General features: G+C 74.0%; 17 protein-coding genes. 14 read left to right on the top strand and 3 right to left on the bottom strand.

Translation table 11 applies throughout. The annotated features are described in order from the left end of the window. Positions 1-530 precede the first annotated feature (530 nt). From ABD944_RS12640 to ABD944_RS12620, 5 genes are read left to right on the top strand one after another with little or no spacing between them, the layout of a single operon-like run. Positions 531-1,196: an urease subunit gamma gene (locus ABD944_RS12640; RefSeq protein WP_345175575.1), complete on the top strand. Its 666-nt coding sequence runs from the start codon at positions 531-533 to the stop codon at positions 1,194-1,196. Further along, a complete protein-coding gene (locus ABD944_RS12635) occupies positions 1,189-2,997 on the top strand; it encodes an urease subunit alpha (RefSeq protein ID WP_345175573.1) in 1,809 nt (602 codons plus the stop codon). The genes ABD944_RS12640 and ABD944_RS12635 overlap by 8 nt, the downstream gene beginning before the upstream one ends. A 34-nt stretch (positions 2,998-3,031) precedes the next feature. Continuing rightward, entirely contained in the window at positions 3,032-3,697 is a 666-nt protein-coding gene (locus ABD944_RS12630; protein WP_345175572.1) for an urease accessory protein UreF, read from the top strand. A 24-nt stretch (positions 3,698-3,721) separates the two neighbouring features. Further along, entirely contained in the window at positions 3,722-4,411 is a 690-nt protein-coding gene (ureG, locus tag ABD944_RS12625; RefSeq protein WP_345175569.1) for an urease accessory protein UreG, read from the top strand. Continuing rightward, positions 4,408-5,202, top strand: a complete 795-nt coding sequence (locus ABD944_RS12620) for an urease accessory protein UreD (protein ID WP_345175568.1) — start codon at positions 4,408-4,410, stop codon at positions 5,200-5,202. Before ureG ends, ABD944_RS12620 begins: the two co-directional genes overlap by 4 nt. Before the next feature lie 20 nt (positions 5,203-5,222). Here ABD944_RS12620 and ABD944_RS12615 read toward each other — a convergent pair whose 3' ends face one another. Continuing rightward, positions 5,223-5,651 carry a VOC family protein gene (locus tag ABD944_RS12615; protein ID WP_345175567.1) on the bottom strand — a complete coding sequence of 143 codons (429 nt, stop codon included), beginning with the start codon at positions 5,649-5,651 and terminating at the stop codon, positions 5,223-5,225. A 75-nt stretch (positions 5,652-5,726) separates the two neighbouring features. Between ABD944_RS12615 and ABD944_RS12610 the strand changes: the two genes are divergently transcribed. Next, complete coding sequence (locus tag ABD944_RS12610) at positions 5,727-6,293, top strand: dienelactone hydrolase family protein (RefSeq protein WP_345175566.1); 567 nt, start codon at positions 5,727-5,729, stop codon at positions 6,291-6,293. A 315-nt stretch (positions 6,294-6,608) separates the two neighbouring features. After that, a complete protein-coding gene (locus tag ABD944_RS12605; protein ID WP_345175564.1) occupies positions 6,609-7,823 on the top strand; it encodes a phospholipase D-like domain-containing protein in 1,215 nt (404 codons plus the stop codon). Here the strand turns inward: ABD944_RS12605 and ABD944_RS12600 are convergent. Further along, entirely contained in the window at positions 7,798-8,412 is a 615-nt protein-coding gene (locus tag ABD944_RS12600) for a uridine kinase family protein (protein WP_345175562.1), read from the bottom strand. The two genes, ABD944_RS12605 and ABD944_RS12600, sit on opposite strands and share 26 nt — an antisense overlap. Before the next feature lie 123 nt (positions 8,413-8,535). Here ABD944_RS12600 and ABD944_RS12595 point away from each other — a divergent pair, with 123 nt between their 5' ends. Continuing rightward, positions 8,536-9,702, top strand: a complete 1,167-nt coding sequence (locus ABD944_RS12595; RefSeq protein WP_345175560.1) for a CaiB/BaiF CoA transferase family protein — start codon at positions 8,536-8,538, stop codon at positions 9,700-9,702. Next, positions 9,702-11,108 (top strand): acyl-CoA synthetase, encoded by a 1,407-nt coding sequence (locus ABD944_RS12590; RefSeq protein ID WP_345175558.1) that lies wholly within the window; start codon positions 9,702-9,704, stop codon positions 11,106-11,108. Before ABD944_RS12595 ends, ABD944_RS12590 begins: the two co-directional genes overlap by 1 nt. Here ABD944_RS12590 and ABD944_RS12585 read toward each other — a convergent pair. After that, the gene (locus ABD944_RS12585) at positions 11,105-11,674 is read right to left on the bottom strand and encodes a TetR/AcrR family transcriptional regulator (protein WP_345175555.1); all 570 of its coding nucleotides are present in this window, start codon (positions 11,672-11,674) and stop codon (positions 11,105-11,107) included. The two genes, ABD944_RS12590 and ABD944_RS12585, sit on opposite strands and share 4 nt — an antisense overlap. Before the next feature lie 94 nt (positions 11,675-11,768). Here ABD944_RS12585 and ABD944_RS12580 point away from each other — a divergent pair, with 94 nt between their 5' ends. From ABD944_RS12580 to ABD944_RS12560, 5 genes are all read left to right on the top strand, one after another. After that, positions 11,769-12,410 (top strand): NAD(P)-dependent oxidoreductase, encoded by a 642-nt coding sequence (locus ABD944_RS12580; RefSeq protein WP_345175553.1) that lies wholly within the window; start codon positions 11,769-11,771, stop codon positions 12,408-12,410. A 104-nt stretch (positions 12,411-12,514) separates the two neighbouring features. Beyond that, positions 12,515-13,471: an ABC transporter ATP-binding protein gene (locus ABD944_RS12575; protein WP_345175551.1), complete on the top strand. Its 957-nt coding sequence runs from the start codon at positions 12,515-12,517 to the stop codon at positions 13,469-13,471. After that, positions 13,468-14,277: an ABC transporter permease gene (locus tag ABD944_RS12570; RefSeq protein ID WP_345175549.1), complete on the top strand. Its 810-nt coding sequence runs from the start codon at positions 13,468-13,470 to the stop codon at positions 14,275-14,277. The genes ABD944_RS12575 and ABD944_RS12570 overlap by 4 nt, the downstream gene beginning before the upstream one ends. A gap of 47 nt (positions 14,278-14,324) precedes the next feature. Continuing rightward, positions 14,325-15,605 carry a sensor histidine kinase gene (locus ABD944_RS12565; protein ID WP_345175546.1) on the top strand — a complete coding sequence of 427 codons (1,281 nt, stop codon included), beginning with the start codon at positions 14,325-14,327 and terminating at the stop codon, positions 15,603-15,605. Continuing rightward, the gene (locus ABD944_RS12560) at positions 15,602-16,207 is read left to right on the top strand and encodes a response regulator transcription factor (RefSeq protein ID WP_345175544.1); all 606 of its coding nucleotides are present in this window, start codon (positions 15,602-15,604) and stop codon (positions 16,205-16,207) included. Before ABD944_RS12565 ends, ABD944_RS12560 begins: the two co-directional genes overlap by 4 nt. The last annotated feature ends 9 nt before the right edge of the window (positions 16,208-16,216 follow it).

Genomic DNA, 16,216 nt, shown 5'->3' with positions numbered 1-16,216 from the left:
CGGGTGTCGGACAGATGACCTGCGAGAATGCGCGCGGTGGCGCGACGGTGCGGCCGGAGGGCGGCTTGCGATCCGCCTCTGATCGGCCTGTTAGTGGAACGTTCCGAGGTAAATAGTGACCCTCGAAATTTCTCCTCGCCTTCGAAATGACGGCGCCCTGCTGACGGAGGCGTCGAAGGAGTTTCGGCCTGTCGGATACCGCAGCCAGACCGATGTCCACATGTGGCAGGCGATCCGGAAGGTCCACGGATACTGCGGAGGAGGATCCGCTGCGCGCCTCGGCCGGTCCAGAAGCCCGATCGCGCCCTCGGCATGGGCCGCCGGCCAATGTTGCCTCTCGGGACGGTGAGTCCAGAGTGGCCGAGCGAACCCTTCCGGACCAAATCACCCTAAGTGACACTTCAACTCCGGAGAGTCGCCGCGTCCGGCGGTGCGACCCCGGAAGCGCTCGGCCGTCTTCCCGCCGTCTGTGAGCCGCGCCGTTGGGCGGCGCGGTCGCGGGGAGCCCGGACGACCTTGAGGAGGAAGCTGTGCATCTGACCCCGCACGAGCAGGAGCGCCTGATGATCCATGTGGCCGCCGGGGTGGCGGCCGGGCGCCGGGCTCGTGGGCTCCGGCTGAACTATCCCGAAACGGTGGCGCTGCTGACCGCGCACGTGCTCGAAGGGGCCAGGGACGGCAGGACCGTCCGCGAACTGATGGCCTCGGGGCGGGGCGTGCTCACGCGCCGCGAGGTGATGCAGGGCGTGCCCGAGATGATCGAGATGATCCAGGTGGAGGCGACCTTCCCGGACGGCACCAAGCTGGTGACCATCACCGACCCCATCCCGGCGCGGCCCGACGTCACCGCGCCCGGGCAGGTCGCGCACCCCGAGCAGGCGGAGCCCGTGGGGATCAACGACGGGCTGCCGGTGACGAGGGTGGAGGTCCGCAACACCGGCGACCGCGCGGTGCAGGTCGGCTCGCACTACCACTTCTACGAGGTGAACCCGGCGCTGGAGATCCGGCCGGTACCGGTGGCGGCGGAGGCGGAACCCGACCGGGAGTGCGCGTACGGCAAGCGCCTGAACATACCCGCGGGCAAGTCGCGGCGCTTTGAGACCGCCTGCCGGGTCGAGGTCGATCTGGTTCCGCTGCAGGGAGAGCGCAAGGTCATGGGGCTTCGCGGGATGGTCGGAGGCGAGCTGCGTGACTGAGCCCGAGGTGTGCCGTCCCCGGCTGGAGCGCGCGGAGTACGCCGACCTGTACGGGCCCACCGCGGGCGACCGGATCCGGCTCGCCGACACCGACCTGTGGATCGAGATCGACGAGGACTGGGCGGGCGGCCCGGGGCACAGCGGTGACGAGGTGGTGTTCGGCGGCGGCAAGGTGATCCGCGAGTCGATGGGCCAGTCCCGGGTGTCGCGCGCCGAAGGCGCCCCCGACACGGTGATCACCGGGGCGGTGGTCCTGGACCACTGGGGCGTCGTCAAGGCGGACGTCGCGCTGCGCGACGGTGACATCGTCGCCCTGGGCAAGGCGTACAACCCCGAGACCATGAACCGGCGCCACGACGGCCACGCGGTCGCCACCGACATCGTGATCGGCCCGGAGACCGAGATCATCGCCGGCAACGGCAAGATCCTCACCGCGGGCGGGGTGGACACCCACGTCCACTTCATCTGCCCCGAGCAGCTCGACGAGGCGCTCGGCTCGGGCGTGACGACGCTCATCGGCGGCGGTACGGGGCCCGCCGAGGGGAGCAAGGCCACCACCGTCACGTCGGGCTCCTGGCACATCACCTCCCTGCTGGAGGCGCTGGACGGCTCGGCCGTCAACATCGGGCTGCTCGGCCAGGGCGCGACGATGTCCGCGGACTCCATGCGGGACCAGCTCGGCGCGGGGGTCATCGGGTTCAAGGTGCACGAGGACTGGGGCGCCACCCCCGCCGTCATCGACGCCTGCCTGCGGGTCTGCGAGGAGTCGGGCGCGCAGCTGGCCATCCACGCCGACACCCTCAACGAGGCCGGTTCCCTGGAGAGCACGCTGGAGGCCATCGCGGGCCGCTGCATCCACGCCTTCCACGTGGAGGGAGCGGGCGGCGGACACGCCCCGGACATGATCGAGATGGCGTCCCGGCGCAACGTGCTGCCCGCGTCCACCAACCCCACCCGGCCGCTGACGGTCAACACCGTCACCGAGCACATCGACATGCTGATGGTCTGCCATCACCTCAACCCGAAGGTCACGGAGGACCTGGCCTTCGCCGAGTCGCGGATCCGGCCGTCGACGATGGCGGCCGAGGACGTCCTGCACGACATGGGCGCCATCTCCATCATGTCCTCCGACGCCCAGGCGATGGGGCGCATCGGCGAGATGGTCCTGCGGACCTGGCAGACCGCGCACGTGATGAAGCGGCAGCGCGGCCCGCTGGACGGCGACGGGGCCGCAGACAACCTGCGGGCCCGCCGCTACGTCGCCAAGTACACCATCAACCCCGCCGTCGCCCAGGGCATCGCCCACCGGGTCGGCTCGGTGGAGACCGGCAAGCTCGCCGACCTGGTCCTGTGGGAGCCGGCGTTCTTCGGCGTCAAGCCCTACCTGGTGATCAAGGGCGGGCAGATCGCCTGCGCGCAGGTCGGGGACGCCAACGCCGCCGTCCCGACCCCGCAGCCGGTGCTTCCCCGCCGCATGTTCGGCGCCCTCGGGCAGGCCCCGGGCGGCAACTCGGTCACCTTCGTCACCGAACGGTTCGCCGGAGGCGTGCCCGGCCTCCGCAAGCCCTTCGAGACCATCACCGGCACCCGGGGGCTGACCAAGGCCGACATGCGCGAGAACGACGCCCTCCCGCGCATCGAGGTCGACCCCGACAGCTTCACCGTGGTGATCGACGGCAGCGGGGGAGCGGCCGAGCAGGACGACCGGAGCCGGGACGTCAACGTGGAGGTCGGCGAGGACGCGGTCACGCCGGCCTACCGGACCGAACTGCCCATGGCCCAGCGGTACTTCCTGTTCTGACCGGTCCCCACCCCTTGGAGCCACGTTGAGCCCCGTGTCGCTTCTGATCCTCGGTGACGGGCGTTTCCCCTCCGGAGGCCACGCGCACTCCGGAGGCGCCGAGGCCGCCGTCACCGCCGGACGCGTCCGCGACGCCGCGACCCTGGAGGACTTCTGCCGCGGGCGGCTGGCCACCGCCGGCCTGGTCGCGGCCTCGCTGGCCGCCGCCGCGGCGGCCGGACACGACCCGCTGGTCCTGGACGACGCCGCCGACGCCCGCACACCCGCCCCGGCGCTGCGCCGGGCGGCGCGCAGGCTGGGACGGCAGCTGACGCGCGCCGTCCGCGCCGTCTGGCCCAGCCCCGAACTGGAGCACCTGGCAGCCGCGCGTCCCGGCGGCGCGCACCAGCCCGTCGTGCTCGGCGTCGCCGCGCGCACGGCCGGGCTGACGCCGCGGAACGCCGCCCAGGCCGCCGCTTACGACAGCGTCAGCGCGCCGGTGACCGCCGCGGTACGCCTCCTCGGCCTGGACCCCTTCCAGGCCGCCGCCGTCGCCGCCCGCCTCGCCGGCGACATGGAGGACGTCGCCGCGGAGGCCGCCCGCCATGCCGCGCGCCTGCCGGTGGACGGGGTGGACGCGCTGCCCGCCGCGTCCGCGCCGCTCCTGGACATCACCGCCGAACAGCACGCGGCCTGGCCGGTACGCCTGTTCGCCAGCTGAAGACCGCCACACCCGGAGAGCACCATGCACCTGCACCGCACCGACCCGGTCATCGACGACATCATTCCCCCCGCCGCGGCCCGCTCCGGCGACCGCCCGCGCCCGCTGCGCATCGGCCTGGGCGGCCCGGTGGGCTCCGGCAAGACCGCCACCGTCGCCGCCCTGTGCAGGCGGCTGCGCGACACCCTGTCCATCGCGGTGGTGACCAACGACATCTACACCCGCGAAGACGCCGAGGCCCTGCTGCGCCAGGCGGTGCTGCCCCCCGAACGGATCACCGCCGTCGAGACCGGCGCCTGCCCGCACACCGCCATCCGCGACGACATCTCCGCCAACCTCGAAGCCGTCGACGACCTCCAGGAACGGATCGGCTCCCTCGACCTCGTCCTGATCGAATCCGGCGGCGACAACCTCACCGCCACCTTCTCCAAGGGCCTGGTCGACCACCAGATCTTCCTCATCGACGTCGCGGGCGGCGACGACATCCCCCGCAAGGGCGGCCCCGGCGTCACCGCCGCCGACCTCCTGGTCATCAACAAGACGGACCTCGCCCCGCACGTCGGCGCGGACCTCGGCGCCATGGAACGCGACGCCAGGTCCGCGCGCGGCCCCCTGCCCGTCGTCCTCACCAGCGTCAAGGCCGACCACGGCGTCGACCCCATCGCGGACTGGGTCCGCCGCCGCCTCGCCGAGCAGGCCGCGGCCCGGGCATGACCGCGGCGCCGCCCGCTCCCTTCGGGCTGCACGCCACCGCCCGCCTCAGAGCCGAGGCGGCGGACGGACTCACCGATCTGCCGCTGCTCCACGGCGACGGCCCGTTCGCGCTCCGGCGGCTCCGCCCGCGCGGCCCGCAGGCGCGCGTCTGCCTCCTGAACACCATGAGCGCCCCGCACAACGGCGACCGCCTGCGCGTCGAGGCCGTCGTCGGGCCGGGCGCCGACCTGCACGTCATCTCCGCCGCCGCCACCGTCGCACTGCCCGGACCGGCGCCCGGACACGCCGTCCTCGACGTGGCGCTGAGCGTGGCGGACTCCGCGCGACTGCTCTGGCTGCCCGAACCCGTCATCTCCGCCACCGGAAGCGACCTGCGCCAGCGCATCCGCGTCGACCTGGCCCCCGGCGCACGGCTCGTCCTCGGCGAGCAGCAGATCCTCGGCCGCGCACACGAGCCGGCAGGACGGCTGGCCTGCCGCGTCACCGTCCGCCACGGCGGACGGACGCTGCTGGACCAGCACACCGTCTACGGTCCCGGCGCCCCCGGCTGGGACGGCCCCGCCGTGCTGGCCGGCAACCGCGCCGTCGGCCAGCTCCTCGTCATCGACCCCGCGTACCGAGACCTTCCGCCCGGCACGCGGATCCTCGACGACGTCCCGGCGCGCGCCCACGGCGTCGTCACCCCGCTCGCCGGCCCAGGCGTCCTCCTCACCGCCGTGGCCCCGGACGCCGGCGACCTCCGCCGCTGTCTCGACGCCGCGCTCCGCCACCTCGGCCTCGGGGCCGGCTGAGCCGGGGAGCCCGCACTCGATCAGCCCGACGACCCGGGCCGGGTGCCGGGTTCGGTGAGCTCGATGATGTTGCCGAGGTTGTCGCTGACGAACGCGACGCGCTGACCGATCTCCGCCACCGCCATGGGCCCGCCGATCAGGTCCGCTCCCAGGTCGCGCAGTTCGGAGACGGCCGCGTCGAGATCGGTGACGGCGAGGCAGAAGTGGTGCAGGCGCGCCGGGTCCATGCTCGACAGGACGTTGTCCGTGGGCGCTTGGCGGGTCGACGCGACCGCCATCAGTTCGATCTTGACGTCCCCGCGGACGAGGAAGACGAACGTCATGCCGTAGGTGTCGAACCGCCGGTCGACGGTGAAGCCGAGCGCGCGGGAGTACCAGTCGATGGTGGCGTCGAGGTCCGCGGGGGGAACGGTGATGCCGATGTGGTCGAGGGAGAAGGAAATGCTCATGCGGTCAACGTTCGCCGCGGGCCGGGCCGATTACCAGAGCCGGATCGACGGCGGAGTCCACGGCATGATGCCGGTATGGCTCATGTCGCGCTGTTCCACTCCGTCCTCGGGCTGCGCTCCGCCGAACTCGCCGCGGCCGAGCGACTGCGCCGCGCCGGGCATGAGGTCCTCGCACCGGACCTGTTCGGCGGCCGTACCGCGGCCACGCTCGACCAGGGATTCCGGATAGCCGACCAGGTCGGCTGGACGACGGTGGTCGAGCGCGCCCGCCAAGCCCTCCAGGCCATGCCGGACCGGACCGTGCTGGCCGGCCTCTCCATGGGCGCGGGCGTCGTCGGCGCCGTCTGGCCCGAGCGCCCCGACGCCGCCGGGGTCCTCCTGCTGCACGCCCCCGCCGAGATCCCGGCGTCCGTCCGGCCGGGCCTCCGGGTGCAACTGCACGCCGCCGAGCCGGACCCCTTCGCCCCGCCCGAGCAGGTCGCCGCCCTGCGGCGGTCGGCCCGGACCGCCGGCGCCGAGCTGGAGATCTTCCGCTACCCGGGCGTCGGCCACTTCTATACCGACCCCGATCTCCCCGACCACGACTCCGCCGCGTCCGAGCTGACCTGGAGCAGAGTGCTCGACTTCCTCGCCTCGGCCTGAAGCCGCGCGCGACGAGGGGAGCGGCCGCCCGGCGTCCGGGGTTCTGTGATCCGCTTTTCGGCCGGCTGGTCTTCCTGACAGGGCCCATTTCCGGGCGCGGTAAGGACCACGGCCGGGCGGAGGTACTCTCGGTGTCCGGCCGCGTGCATTGGGTGCCGGGAAATGATGTCGATTCGCTCTCACCTCATGGCGCGGCGGCATGAAACGCGTATCCGCGGGGACGCATCCGGGCCGAGCGGCGATCGCTTTCGTGCTTTCGGTGTGGCGGCACGAGTCCGTCGATCGTCGGCCTTGGCATAAGGAGAAGACAACAGAATGACCGTGTCGCAGCAGGAACCGACGCCCCCCGGAGACGATCTGCTCTCCTCCCCGTCCGACGATCGCGCGCACCGGATCCGCCGCGCCCTGGAGCGGCTGATCGGCGTGGCGGCGACGGAGGGCAACGCCGTGACGCCCCTGCGCAACGGGGACGAGATCTTCCCCCGGATGCTGGACGAGATCGCCGGGGCGCGGCGCACCATCGACATGATGACCTACGTGTACTGGCGCGGGGACATCGCCCACCGCTTCGCCGACGCGCTGTCGGAGCGCGCCCGCGCCGGGGTGCGGGTCCGGCTGCTGCTGGACGGCATCGGCGCCTGGCAGATCGAGAAAGACCTGGTGAGGCGGATGGAGCGGGCGGGCGTGACGGTCGCCTGGTTCCGCAAGCCCGTGTACGTGTCGCCGTTCAAGCAGAACCACCGGTGTCACCGGAAGGTCCTGGTGGTGGACGAGCGGGTGGCCTTCACCGGCGGGGTCGGCATCGCGGAGGAATGGTGCGGTGACGCCCGGGACGAGAGCGAGTGGCGCGACAGCCATTTCCGGGTCCGCGGGCCCGCGGTGGACGGGATCGCGGCCGCGTTCGCGCAGAACTGGGCCGAGTGCCACGACATGCTGTTCGACGACCGCGACCACTTCGTCGGCCACGAACCGGCCGGCGACGCCGTGGTGCAGGTGGTGCGGGGGTCGGCCAGCGTCGGCTGGCAGGACATGCAGACCCTTCTGCGCGTCGTCCTGCAGCTGGCCGAGCGGCGGCTACGGGTGGCCTCCGCCTATTTCGCGCCCGACGACTACTTCGTCAACCTGCTGTGCGAGACCGTCGCCCGCGGGGTCGAGGTGGAAATGCTCCTCCCCGGCCCGCACGCCGACAAGCGCGTGAGCCGCCTGGCGAGTCAGCGCCATTACGAGGACCTTTTGAAGTGCGGCGTGCGCATTAACCAGTTCCAGCCGTCGATGCTGCACACGAAAATCCTCACGATGGACGGAATGGTCTCGCTCATCGGGTCCACGAACTTCAACCGGCGGTCCCTCGATCACGACGAGGAGGTCATGCTGGCCGTGATCGACAAGGATCTGACCGCGACCCTGGACGCCCATTTCGAGGAGGATCTCGCGCGCAGCGAGCGGGTCGACCACGCCCGGTGGGCCCGGCGCTCCGTGGCGCAGCGCGCCAAGGAACTGTCGATCACGCCCATCCGCCGTTTCCTCTAGGAGGGCGGTCGTCCGCCGGTCCGGGAAGGGCTCTGAAGCGGTGCGGGGTGAAGGTCGTGCCGTCCACGAGGAGATCGCAGCGGTCGGCGGTGGCGTCGGCGGCGAAGTGGGCCTGCTCGCGGACGGCCCAGTCCTCCCAGGCCCCGGCGTACTCGGGGCCGTCCCGGTCGAGGGCGCGGGCGCGGCGCAGGTCGTACGGCGCGTCGATCCAGATCCGGTAGGCGGCGGGCGCCTTCGCCCAGGCGGAGCCGACGCCCTCGACGAGCAGCACGGGAGCGGGCGGGACGCTCTCCTCGGGGCCGTAGCGGTCGTGGCGCCAGTCGTAGCGGCGCAGCACGGCGGGCCGCCCGTCCCGCAGCGGGCCCAGCGCCGCGTGCCGGAGGGGGCGCCACCAGGTGAGCGGGTCCGCGTCCCACGGCACCCGGAAATCGTCCGACCGGACGACCGGGGCGCCGACCAGGACCTCCGCCAGGTGGCCCGCGAACGTGGACTTGCCCGCGCCGCTCGGGCCGTCCACCGCGACGACCCGCACCGGGCCGCAGGACGGCGGCAGCGCGAGCAGCCGCGCGGCGAGCGCGGCGTAGGTCACGCTGGAGGACCCTCCTCCGGGGTGGGACACGGGAGACGGCGGCACGGACGGCATACTTCCAGGTACCCGAGCCCGCCCGAGAACGGAGCCGTCCCCCCGGAGCCCCGAGAAGGAGAACGTCCCTTGCCCGGACCGCTCGAAGGCGTCGTGATCGTCGACCTCAGCCGCGTCGTGGCGGGCCCGCAGGCCACCATGACGCTCGCCGACCTCGGCGCCCGCGTGATCAAGGTCGAGCAGCCCGGCACCGGGGACGAGACGCGGGGGTGGGGCCCGCCGTTCGCGGGCGCGGACCGCGTGAGCACCTACTACCTGTCGATCAACCGGAACAAGGAGTCGATCACCCTCGACCTGAAGTCGGACGAGGGCCGGGACGTCCTCGCCCGGCTCGTCCGGCACGCCGACGTGCTGGTGGAGAACTTCCGGGCGGGGGTGCTCGACCGGCTCGGCTTCCCGGTGGAGCGGCTGCACGAGCTGAACCCGGGGCTGGTCGTCCTGTCCATCACCGGGTTCGGGCACGACGGGCCCGAGGGCGGACGGCCCGGCTACGACGCGATCATGCAGGGCGAGGCGGGGATCATGAGCGTGACGGGGCCGCCCGGCACGCCGAGCAAGGTGGGCCTGTCGATCGCCGACATCCTCGCCGCGGGCAACGGCGTCGCGGGCGTGCTGGCCGCCCTGTACGAGCGGACCCGCACCGGGCGCGGGGCCGTCGTCCGCACCTCGCTGCTGGCGTCGGTGGTCGGGGCCCACATGTTCCAGGGGACGCGCTGGACCGTCGCCCGGGACGTCCCCGAGTCGGTCGGCAACGACCACCCGTCCATCGCCCCCTACGGGACGTTCCGCTGCGCGGACGGGCAGATCCAGATCGGCGTCGCGAACCAGAACCTGTGGCGCAGGTTCGCGCCGATCGTCGGCCTGGACCCGGACGACGCCCGCTACGCGACGATCCCCGACCGCGCGGCCCGGCGCGCCGAGCTGACCGCCGACATCGAGCGGGCCCTCGCGGCCGGCACGCGCGACGCCTGGCTCGCGCGGTTCGGCGAGGCGGGCGTCCCGGCCGGGGCGATCCGGTCGATCGACGAGGTGTACGAGTGGGAGCAGACCCGCTCGCAGGGCCTGGTCGTCGAGGTGGACCACCCCCAGCTCGGCCCGATCGAGCTGCCGGGGCCGCCGCTGCGCTTCGACGGCGCGCCGCGGCGCGAGCACACCGCGCCGCCGCTGCTGGGCGAGCACACCGGCGCGGTCATGGCCTGGCTGGAGGAACGGGAGAACGAGGAAAGGGGCGAGTGATGGATCTGCTCGGCGGGACGGGCGGCCCGGTGCGGATCGCCGGACGGGAGCTGCCACGCGACGAGCTGCTCGGCCGGGCGTCCGCCGTCGCCGCGGAGATCCGGGGCGCGGACGCGGTCGCCGTGCACGCCACGGCGTCCCTGGAGACGGTCGCGGCGGTCGTGGGCGGCCTCCTCGCGGGCGTCCCGGTGGTGCCGCTGCCCCCCGACTCCGGGCCCGCCGAGCGCGCCCACATCCTCGGCGACTCCGGCGCGGACCTGATCCTCGCGGACGGGGCGACGGAGGCGTCCGTGACGGAGCCGCCGCTCCTCCCGGTCGACCGGTTGCCGAGCGGCGGGAGCGGTGGGAGCGGCGGGCACGCGGAGGTCCCCGCCGACGCGACCGCCCTGATCCTCTACACGAGCGGGACGACGGGCGCGCCGAAGGGCGTGCTGATCTCGCGGAGCGCCATCGCCGCCGGGCTCGACGCCCTCGCCGAGGCGTGGGCCTGGACGCCCGGCGACGTCCTGGTCCACGGGCTTCCGCTGTTCCACGTGCACGGGCTCGTTCTCGGCGTTCTCGGGCCCCTGCGGGTCGGGTCGCCCCTCGTCCACACCGGGCGTCCGAGGCCGGAGCTCTACGCGGCGGCGGCGCGGGACGACGGCGGCAGCCTGTTCTTCGGCGTCCCCACCGTCTGGTCGAGGACGGCGGCGGACCCGTCCACCGCCGAGGCCCTGCGCGGCGCTCGGCTGCTGGTGTCCGGCAGCGCGCCGCTGCCCGTGCCCGTGTTCGAGCGGCTCTCGGCCCTCACCGGGCACCGCCCGGTGGAGCGGTACGGCATGACCGAGACGCTCATCACGGTCAGCGCCCGCGCGGAGGGCGACCGGCGCCCCGGCTACGTCGGCACGCCGCTGCCCGGCGTGGAGACCCGCCTGGCCGCGGAGGACGGCTCGGCCGTCCCGCCGGACGGGGAGACGCCCGGGGAGCTGCACGTCCGCGCGCCGCTGCTGTTCAAGGGGTACCTCAACCGGCCGGAGGCGACCGCGGAGTCGTTCACGCCGGACGGCTGGTTCCGCACCGGCGACATCGCCACGATCGGCCCGGACGGCTGGCACCGGATCGTGGGGCGCGCGTCCACCGACCTGATCAAGAGCGGCGGTTACCGGATCGGCGCCGGGGAGATCGAGAACGCGCTGCTCGCCCACCCCGCCGTGCGGGAGGCCGCCGTCGTCGGGACGCCGCACGACGACCTCGGCGAGCAGGTCACGGCCTACGTCGTCGCCGACGGGGTCGGCGAGAGGCAGCTCATCGACTTCGTGGCCGAGCGCCTGTCGGTGCACAAGCGGCCCCGCGTCGTCCACCTGGTCGGCTCCCTGCCCCGCAACGCCATGGGCAAGGTCGTCAAGAGCCGGCTGAGCGAGCTCTAGGGGAGGAGTTCGGCGAGGACGGGCCGGACCAGGCCGCGGGCGAAGGGCTCGGGGGGGTCCTCGGACTCCGCGAAGTAGAGCAGGAACCCCTGCTGGAAGCAGGCGCCCATCAGCAGGGCCGCCGCGGCCTGCGTGTCGGCGGTCGGGGCCACCCGGCCGAGCTCGCGTTCGGCGTCCAGGTAGCGGGCCAGCGCGCGCACCGGCTCGTGCGGGCCCGCGCCGTACTCGCGCAGCGACTCGCGGGTCGCGTGCAGCAGCCGCGGCTGCGCCGCCATCGAGACCATCATCGGGAACGAGCGCCGGTAGAAGCCCAGCGCGCCGTGCACGATCCTGACGAGGTTCGCCTCGACGGTCTCCTCGCCCGGGACGCCCATCGAGGTGAACGGCGGCATGCGCTCCTTCAGGACGCGCAGCATCAGCTCGTCCTTGTCGCGGAAGTGCTTGTAGAGCAGCGCCTCGGAGTAGCCGGCCGCCTTCGCGATCTCCTTGGTGGTGGCGCGGGCGACCCCGTGCCGCCGCATGACGTCCGCCGCGGCGTCGAGGATCCGTTCGCGCGCGTCGCTCAATGAGGCCCCCTTGACAGGTGAGTGAACGCTCACCATGATAGAGGTTAGTAAGCACTCACTCACCCTCTTTCGCACCGATTCCCAGGAGGACCCGATGAAGCTCACGGTGTTCGGGGCGACCGGCGGCACCGGCGTCCAGGTCGTCCGGCGCGCGCTGGACGCCGGGCACGAGGTGACCGCCGTCGTCCGCGACCCCGCCGCCCTGCCCGGCGAGGTCCGCGCCTGCGCCGACGTCGTCCAGGCCGACGTCATGGACCCGGCGGCGATCGAGGAGGCGGTCCAGGGCCGCGACGCCGTCGTCACCGCGATCGGCACCCGCGACGGCCGCCGGCCGACCAGCGTCTGCGCGGCCAGCGCGGGCGCCATCACCGCGGCCATGCGGGCGGCCGGGGCCGAGCGGTTCGTGCTGACCAGCGCGTCCGGGCTCCACGCCGGACCGGGCGACGACCCGTTCACCCGGTTCGTGGTCAAGCCGCTCGTCCTGGGCCCGCTCCTCAAGCACGCGTTCGCCGACATGCGCGCCGCCGAGGCCGTCACCCGCGAAAGCGGCCTCGCCTGGACGATCGTCCGCCCGCCGCGCCTCACCGCCGGCCCCGGCAACGGCCGCTACCGCAAGGCCGCCGACCGCAACGTCCTCGGCGGCCTGTCGATCGCCCGCACCGACCTCGCCACCGCGCTCCTCGACGTGGCGGGCGACCTGTCCACCGTCCGGCACGTCATCAGCGTCGCGGGCTGAGGCCGCGGCATGACACCTGTCACGCCGATCACCTGACGGCGCGCGTCCCGGACCGGTGACACGCGCTTCTACCGGGGCGCACGCGCGGGCGCGAGGCTGGGGCCATGGAGACGAACCCAGCGATCCGCGTCGACGGCCTGCGGCAGCGGTACGGGGACTTCGAGGCCGTCGCCGGGATCTCGTTCGAGGTCGCGCCGGGGGAGCTGTTCGCGCTGCTCGGCACGAACGGCGCGGGCAAGACCACCACCCTGGAAACGCTGGAGGGGCACCGGACCGTCCACGAGGGCACGGTCCGCGTCCTCGGCCACGACCCGCACCGGGAGCGCCGCCGGGTCCGGCCGCGCATGGGCATCATGCTGCAGGACGGCGGCTTCTTCGCCGACCTCACCGTCGCCGAGACCGTCGACCACTGGCGCGGCTTCACCCCCGCCGCGCGGGCGCGCGACGAGGTCGTCGCCCTGGCCGGGCTCGCCGAGAAGGCGGGCGTGCGGGTGCGGCAGCTCTCCGGCGGCCAGAAGCGCCGCCTCGACCTCGCGCTCGCCCTGCTCGGCAGGCCCGACGTCCTGTTCCTGGACGAGCCGACGAGCGGCATGGACCCCGAGGCCCGGCGCGCGACCTGGGACATCGTCCGGGACGTGGTGGCGGGCGGCACGGCCGTCCTGCTCACCACCCACTACCTGGAGGAGGCCGAGCACCTCGCCGACCGGCTCGCGATCCTGCACCGGGGCCGGATCGAGGCGTCCGGGACGGTCGCCGACGTCGTCGCCGGGCACGGCGACCGCATCGAGTTCCGGCTGCCCGAGCGCGTCCAGGTCGCCGAGCTGCCCCCGCTGCGGGGCGCCCGCGCCGACGTCCGGGTGGAGGGCGGGCGCGCCGTCGCGTCCTACGCCCTGCCCTCCGGCGACGGTGACCGAGACGGCGACGCCCCGGGGCTCCAGTCGGGGCTCTACGAGCTGCTGCGCTGGGCCGACCGGGAGGGCGTCCGGCTGGACGGCCTGCGGGCGCGCAGCGCCTCCCTCGAAGACGTCTTCCTGCGCACCGCCGAAGGAGCCTCCCGATGATCCTCCCCTCGATGAGCTCCGCCGCGGTGCTGCGCGTCGCCCGGCTCGACCTCGTCCTGCTCTGGCGGAACCGGACCGCCCTGTTCACCGTCGCCGGCCTGCCCGTCCTGTTCGCGGCCATGCTCGTCCCGGTCCGCGGCGAGAGGATCGACGGCGTCGACGGCGCCCTCCTGCAGGGCACCGGCCACCTGGGGTTCTTCCTGGTCTTCGCCGTCTTCATGAACCTCGTCAACGTGCTCACCGCCCGCCGGGAGGACCGCACGCTCAAGCGGCTGCGCGGCACCGCCCTGTCGGACGCGGAGATCAGCGCCGGCAGCGTCCTCACCGCGACCGCGCTGTACGCGGTGCAGGCCGCGGCGCTGCTGGTCCTGCTCGGCGCCGCGATGGGCGGCCGGATCCCCGCCGACCCCGTCCTGGTGCTGGCCGGGCTCGCGGGCGGCGCCGCCGTGTTCGCGACGCTGGCGTTCGCCGTCTCGGGGATCACGCCGAACGCGGAGCTGGCGCAGCTCACCGTCCTGCCGATCATGTTCGGCTGCATGCTCGGGGCCGGCGTCATGTTCCCGATGGGCGGCCTGCCCGGCTGGGTCCAGGAGGCCTGCCGGTGGGTGCCGCTCAGCCCCGTCGTGGAGATCGTCCGGACGGGGTACTTCGGCCAGGACTTCGTGCACCGCCCCGGACACCCGTCCGTCGGCATCGCGGAAGGCTGGCTCAGCTGCGTGCGGCCGTTCTTCCTCCTGGCCTTCTGGGCCGCGTTCGGACGCCTGCTGGCCACCCGCTGGTTCCGGTGGGAGCCGCGCCGCGCCTGACGCGCCGCGGGGCCCCGTTACAGTGCGATGCGAGGAGGAACGGAACCATGGCGGTCGCGACCACGGCGGACATCGAGGAACAGGCCGCCCGCAAGCTGGAGCGGTACAGGCGGGTGACGTACCGCTCGTTCATGTTCGCCGCCGTCGGCTTCGTCCTGCCGGGCCTGTACGGCCTCGAAGAGGCGTACACCGACGGCGACGCGCCCGTGCCGGTGATCGTCGCGGCCGTCGCGGGGCTCGCGGTGCTCGCCTGGTACTACGCGCGCCTCGTCCGGGCGGGACTCGAAGGCACGACGTCCAGGCGCGACGCCGTGGGAAGCGGCGCCGTCGCCGGAGCCCTGAGCCTGATGCTGCTCACCAGCCCGTGGTTCAGCGTCATCCCCGTCTTCTGGGTCTCGGCCGTGGTGCTGTCCCCGATGGGACGGAGGCGGATCGCCGCGCTGTGCGCGGGCACCGGGGCGCACTGCGGGGCGGTGGGCACGATCGCCGCGGAGCGCCTGTACCCCGACGGCGACGCCCCCTGGTACGCGATCTTCCCGGTGCTGTTCGCCCTGTACACCGCGATCTCCGGGTTCGTCGTGTTCGTCAACCGGTACCAGCGGCGCATGTGGGAGCTGCACCAGGAGGCCTACGCGGCCCGCGACGCCCTCGCCCGGCTCGCGGTCACCGAGGAGCGGCTCCGCTTCTCCCGCGACCTGCACGACCTGCTCGGCCACAGCCTGTCCCTCATCGCGGTGAAGAGCGAGCTGGCCAAGCGGACGGTGCGCGACGACCCCGACCGGGCGGGCGCCGAGATGGCCGACGTCCAGCACGCCGCGAGGGAGGCGCTCCGGGAGGTCCGCGCCGCCGTCCGCGGCTACCGGGCCGTGGAGCTGGACGCCGAACTGGCCGGGGTGCGGGCCGTCCTGGAGGCCGCCGGGGTGCGCTGCGAGATCGGCCGCCCGCCGGACGGGCTGCCGCCGGAGGTCGGCTCGGTGCTCGCCTGGGTGATCCGCGAGGGCGCCACCAACGTCATCAAGCACAGCGAGGCGAGGAACTGCGCGATCTCGCTCGTCGTGTACGGCGGCCCCGCTCGCGGCGGCGTCCCCTACGGTGACTCCGTGGTCCTGGAGATGCGCAACGACGGCGTCCGCGGCGCCGAGGCCGCCGGGGGCTCGGGCCTGACCGGCCTCGCCGAACGCGTCGCCGTGCTCGGCGGCGAGATCACCGCCGGCCGGCACGGCCGCGACGGGTTCCTGCTGCGCGCCGCCGTTCCCCTCCCGCCCGCGCACGAGCGCGGCGACGGGACGGACGCCGGTCAGGCGCTCACGGCCGGGCGGCCCGCGTGATCCGTGTCCTGCTCGCCGACGACGAGCACCTCATCCGCGGCGCCGTCGCCGCCCTCCTCGGCCTGGAGCCCGACCTGGAGGTCGTCGCCGAGGTCGGCCGCGGCGACGCGGTCGGCGCCGCGGTCGCCGCGCACGACCCCGACGTGGCCGTCCTCGACATCGAGATGCCGGGCGCGGACGGCCTCGCCGTCGCCGAGGAGCTGCACGCCGCCGGCGCCCGCTGCGCGGTGTGCATCCTGACGAGCTTCGGCCGCCCCGGCTACCTGCGCCGCGCCATGTCCGCCGGGGTCCGCGGCTTCGTCGCCAAGGACGCCCCCACCGACGAGCTCGCCAGCGCCATCCGCAAGATCCACGGCGGCGGCCGGTACCTGGACGCCGAGCTGGCCGCCAGCGCGATGGCCGCCGGGGACAACCCGCTCTCCGAGCGCGAGCGCGACGTCCTCCGCCTCGCCGGGGCCGGCGCCGAGACCGCCCGCATCGCGGCCGACCTGCACCTGTCGGAGGGCACCGTCCGCAACTACCTGTCCACCGCGATGGCCAAGATGGGCGAGCCCACCCGCGTCCGCGCCGCCCGCGCCGCCCTCGACATGGGCTGGATCTGATCGGGAGGC

The organism is Actinomadura verrucosospora (genome assembly GCF_039540335.1).
In the GTDB taxonomy this organism is placed as follows: domain Bacteria; phylum Actinomycetota; class Actinomycetes; order Streptosporangiales; family Streptosporangiaceae; genus Spirillospora; species Spirillospora verrucosospora.
Note: the sequence above shows the minus strand (reverse complement) of the source record. Positions and strands in the feature narration are given on the sequence as shown.

Coding starts and splice junctions, on each gene's coding strand:
- ureG (WP_345175569.1), top strand. CDS start 3,722: ATGCACCTGCACCGCACCGACCCGGTCATCGACGACATCATTCCCCCC.
- ABD944_RS12620 (WP_345175568.1), top strand. CDS start 4,408: ATGACCGCGGCGCCGCCCGCTCCCTTCGGGCTGCACGCCACCGCCCGC.
- ABD944_RS12615 (WP_345175567.1), bottom strand. CDS start 5,651: ATGAGCATTTCCTTCTCCCTCGACCACATCGGCATCACCGTTCCCCCC.
- ABD944_RS12610 (WP_345175566.1), top strand. CDS start 5,727: ATGGCTCATGTCGCGCTGTTCCACTCCGTCCTCGGGCTGCGCTCCGCC.
- ABD944_RS12605 (WP_345175564.1), top strand. CDS start 6,609: ATGACCGTGTCGCAGCAGGAACCGACGCCCCCCGGAGACGATCTGCTC.
- ABD944_RS12590 (WP_345175558.1), top strand. CDS start 9,702: ATGGATCTGCTCGGCGGGACGGGCGGCCCGGTGCGGATCGCCGGACGG.
- ABD944_RS12580 (WP_345175553.1), top strand. CDS start 11,769: ATGAAGCTCACGGTGTTCGGGGCGACCGGCGGCACCGGCGTCCAGGTC.
- ABD944_RS12575 (WP_345175551.1), top strand. CDS start 12,515: ATGGAGACGAACCCAGCGATCCGCGTCGACGGCCTGCGGCAGCGGTAC.
- ABD944_RS12570 (WP_345175549.1), top strand. CDS start 13,468: ATGATCCTCCCCTCGATGAGCTCCGCCGCGGTGCTGCGCGTCGCCCGG.
- ABD944_RS12565 (WP_345175546.1), top strand. CDS start 14,325: ATGGCGGTCGCGACCACGGCGGACATCGAGGAACAGGCCGCCCGCAAG.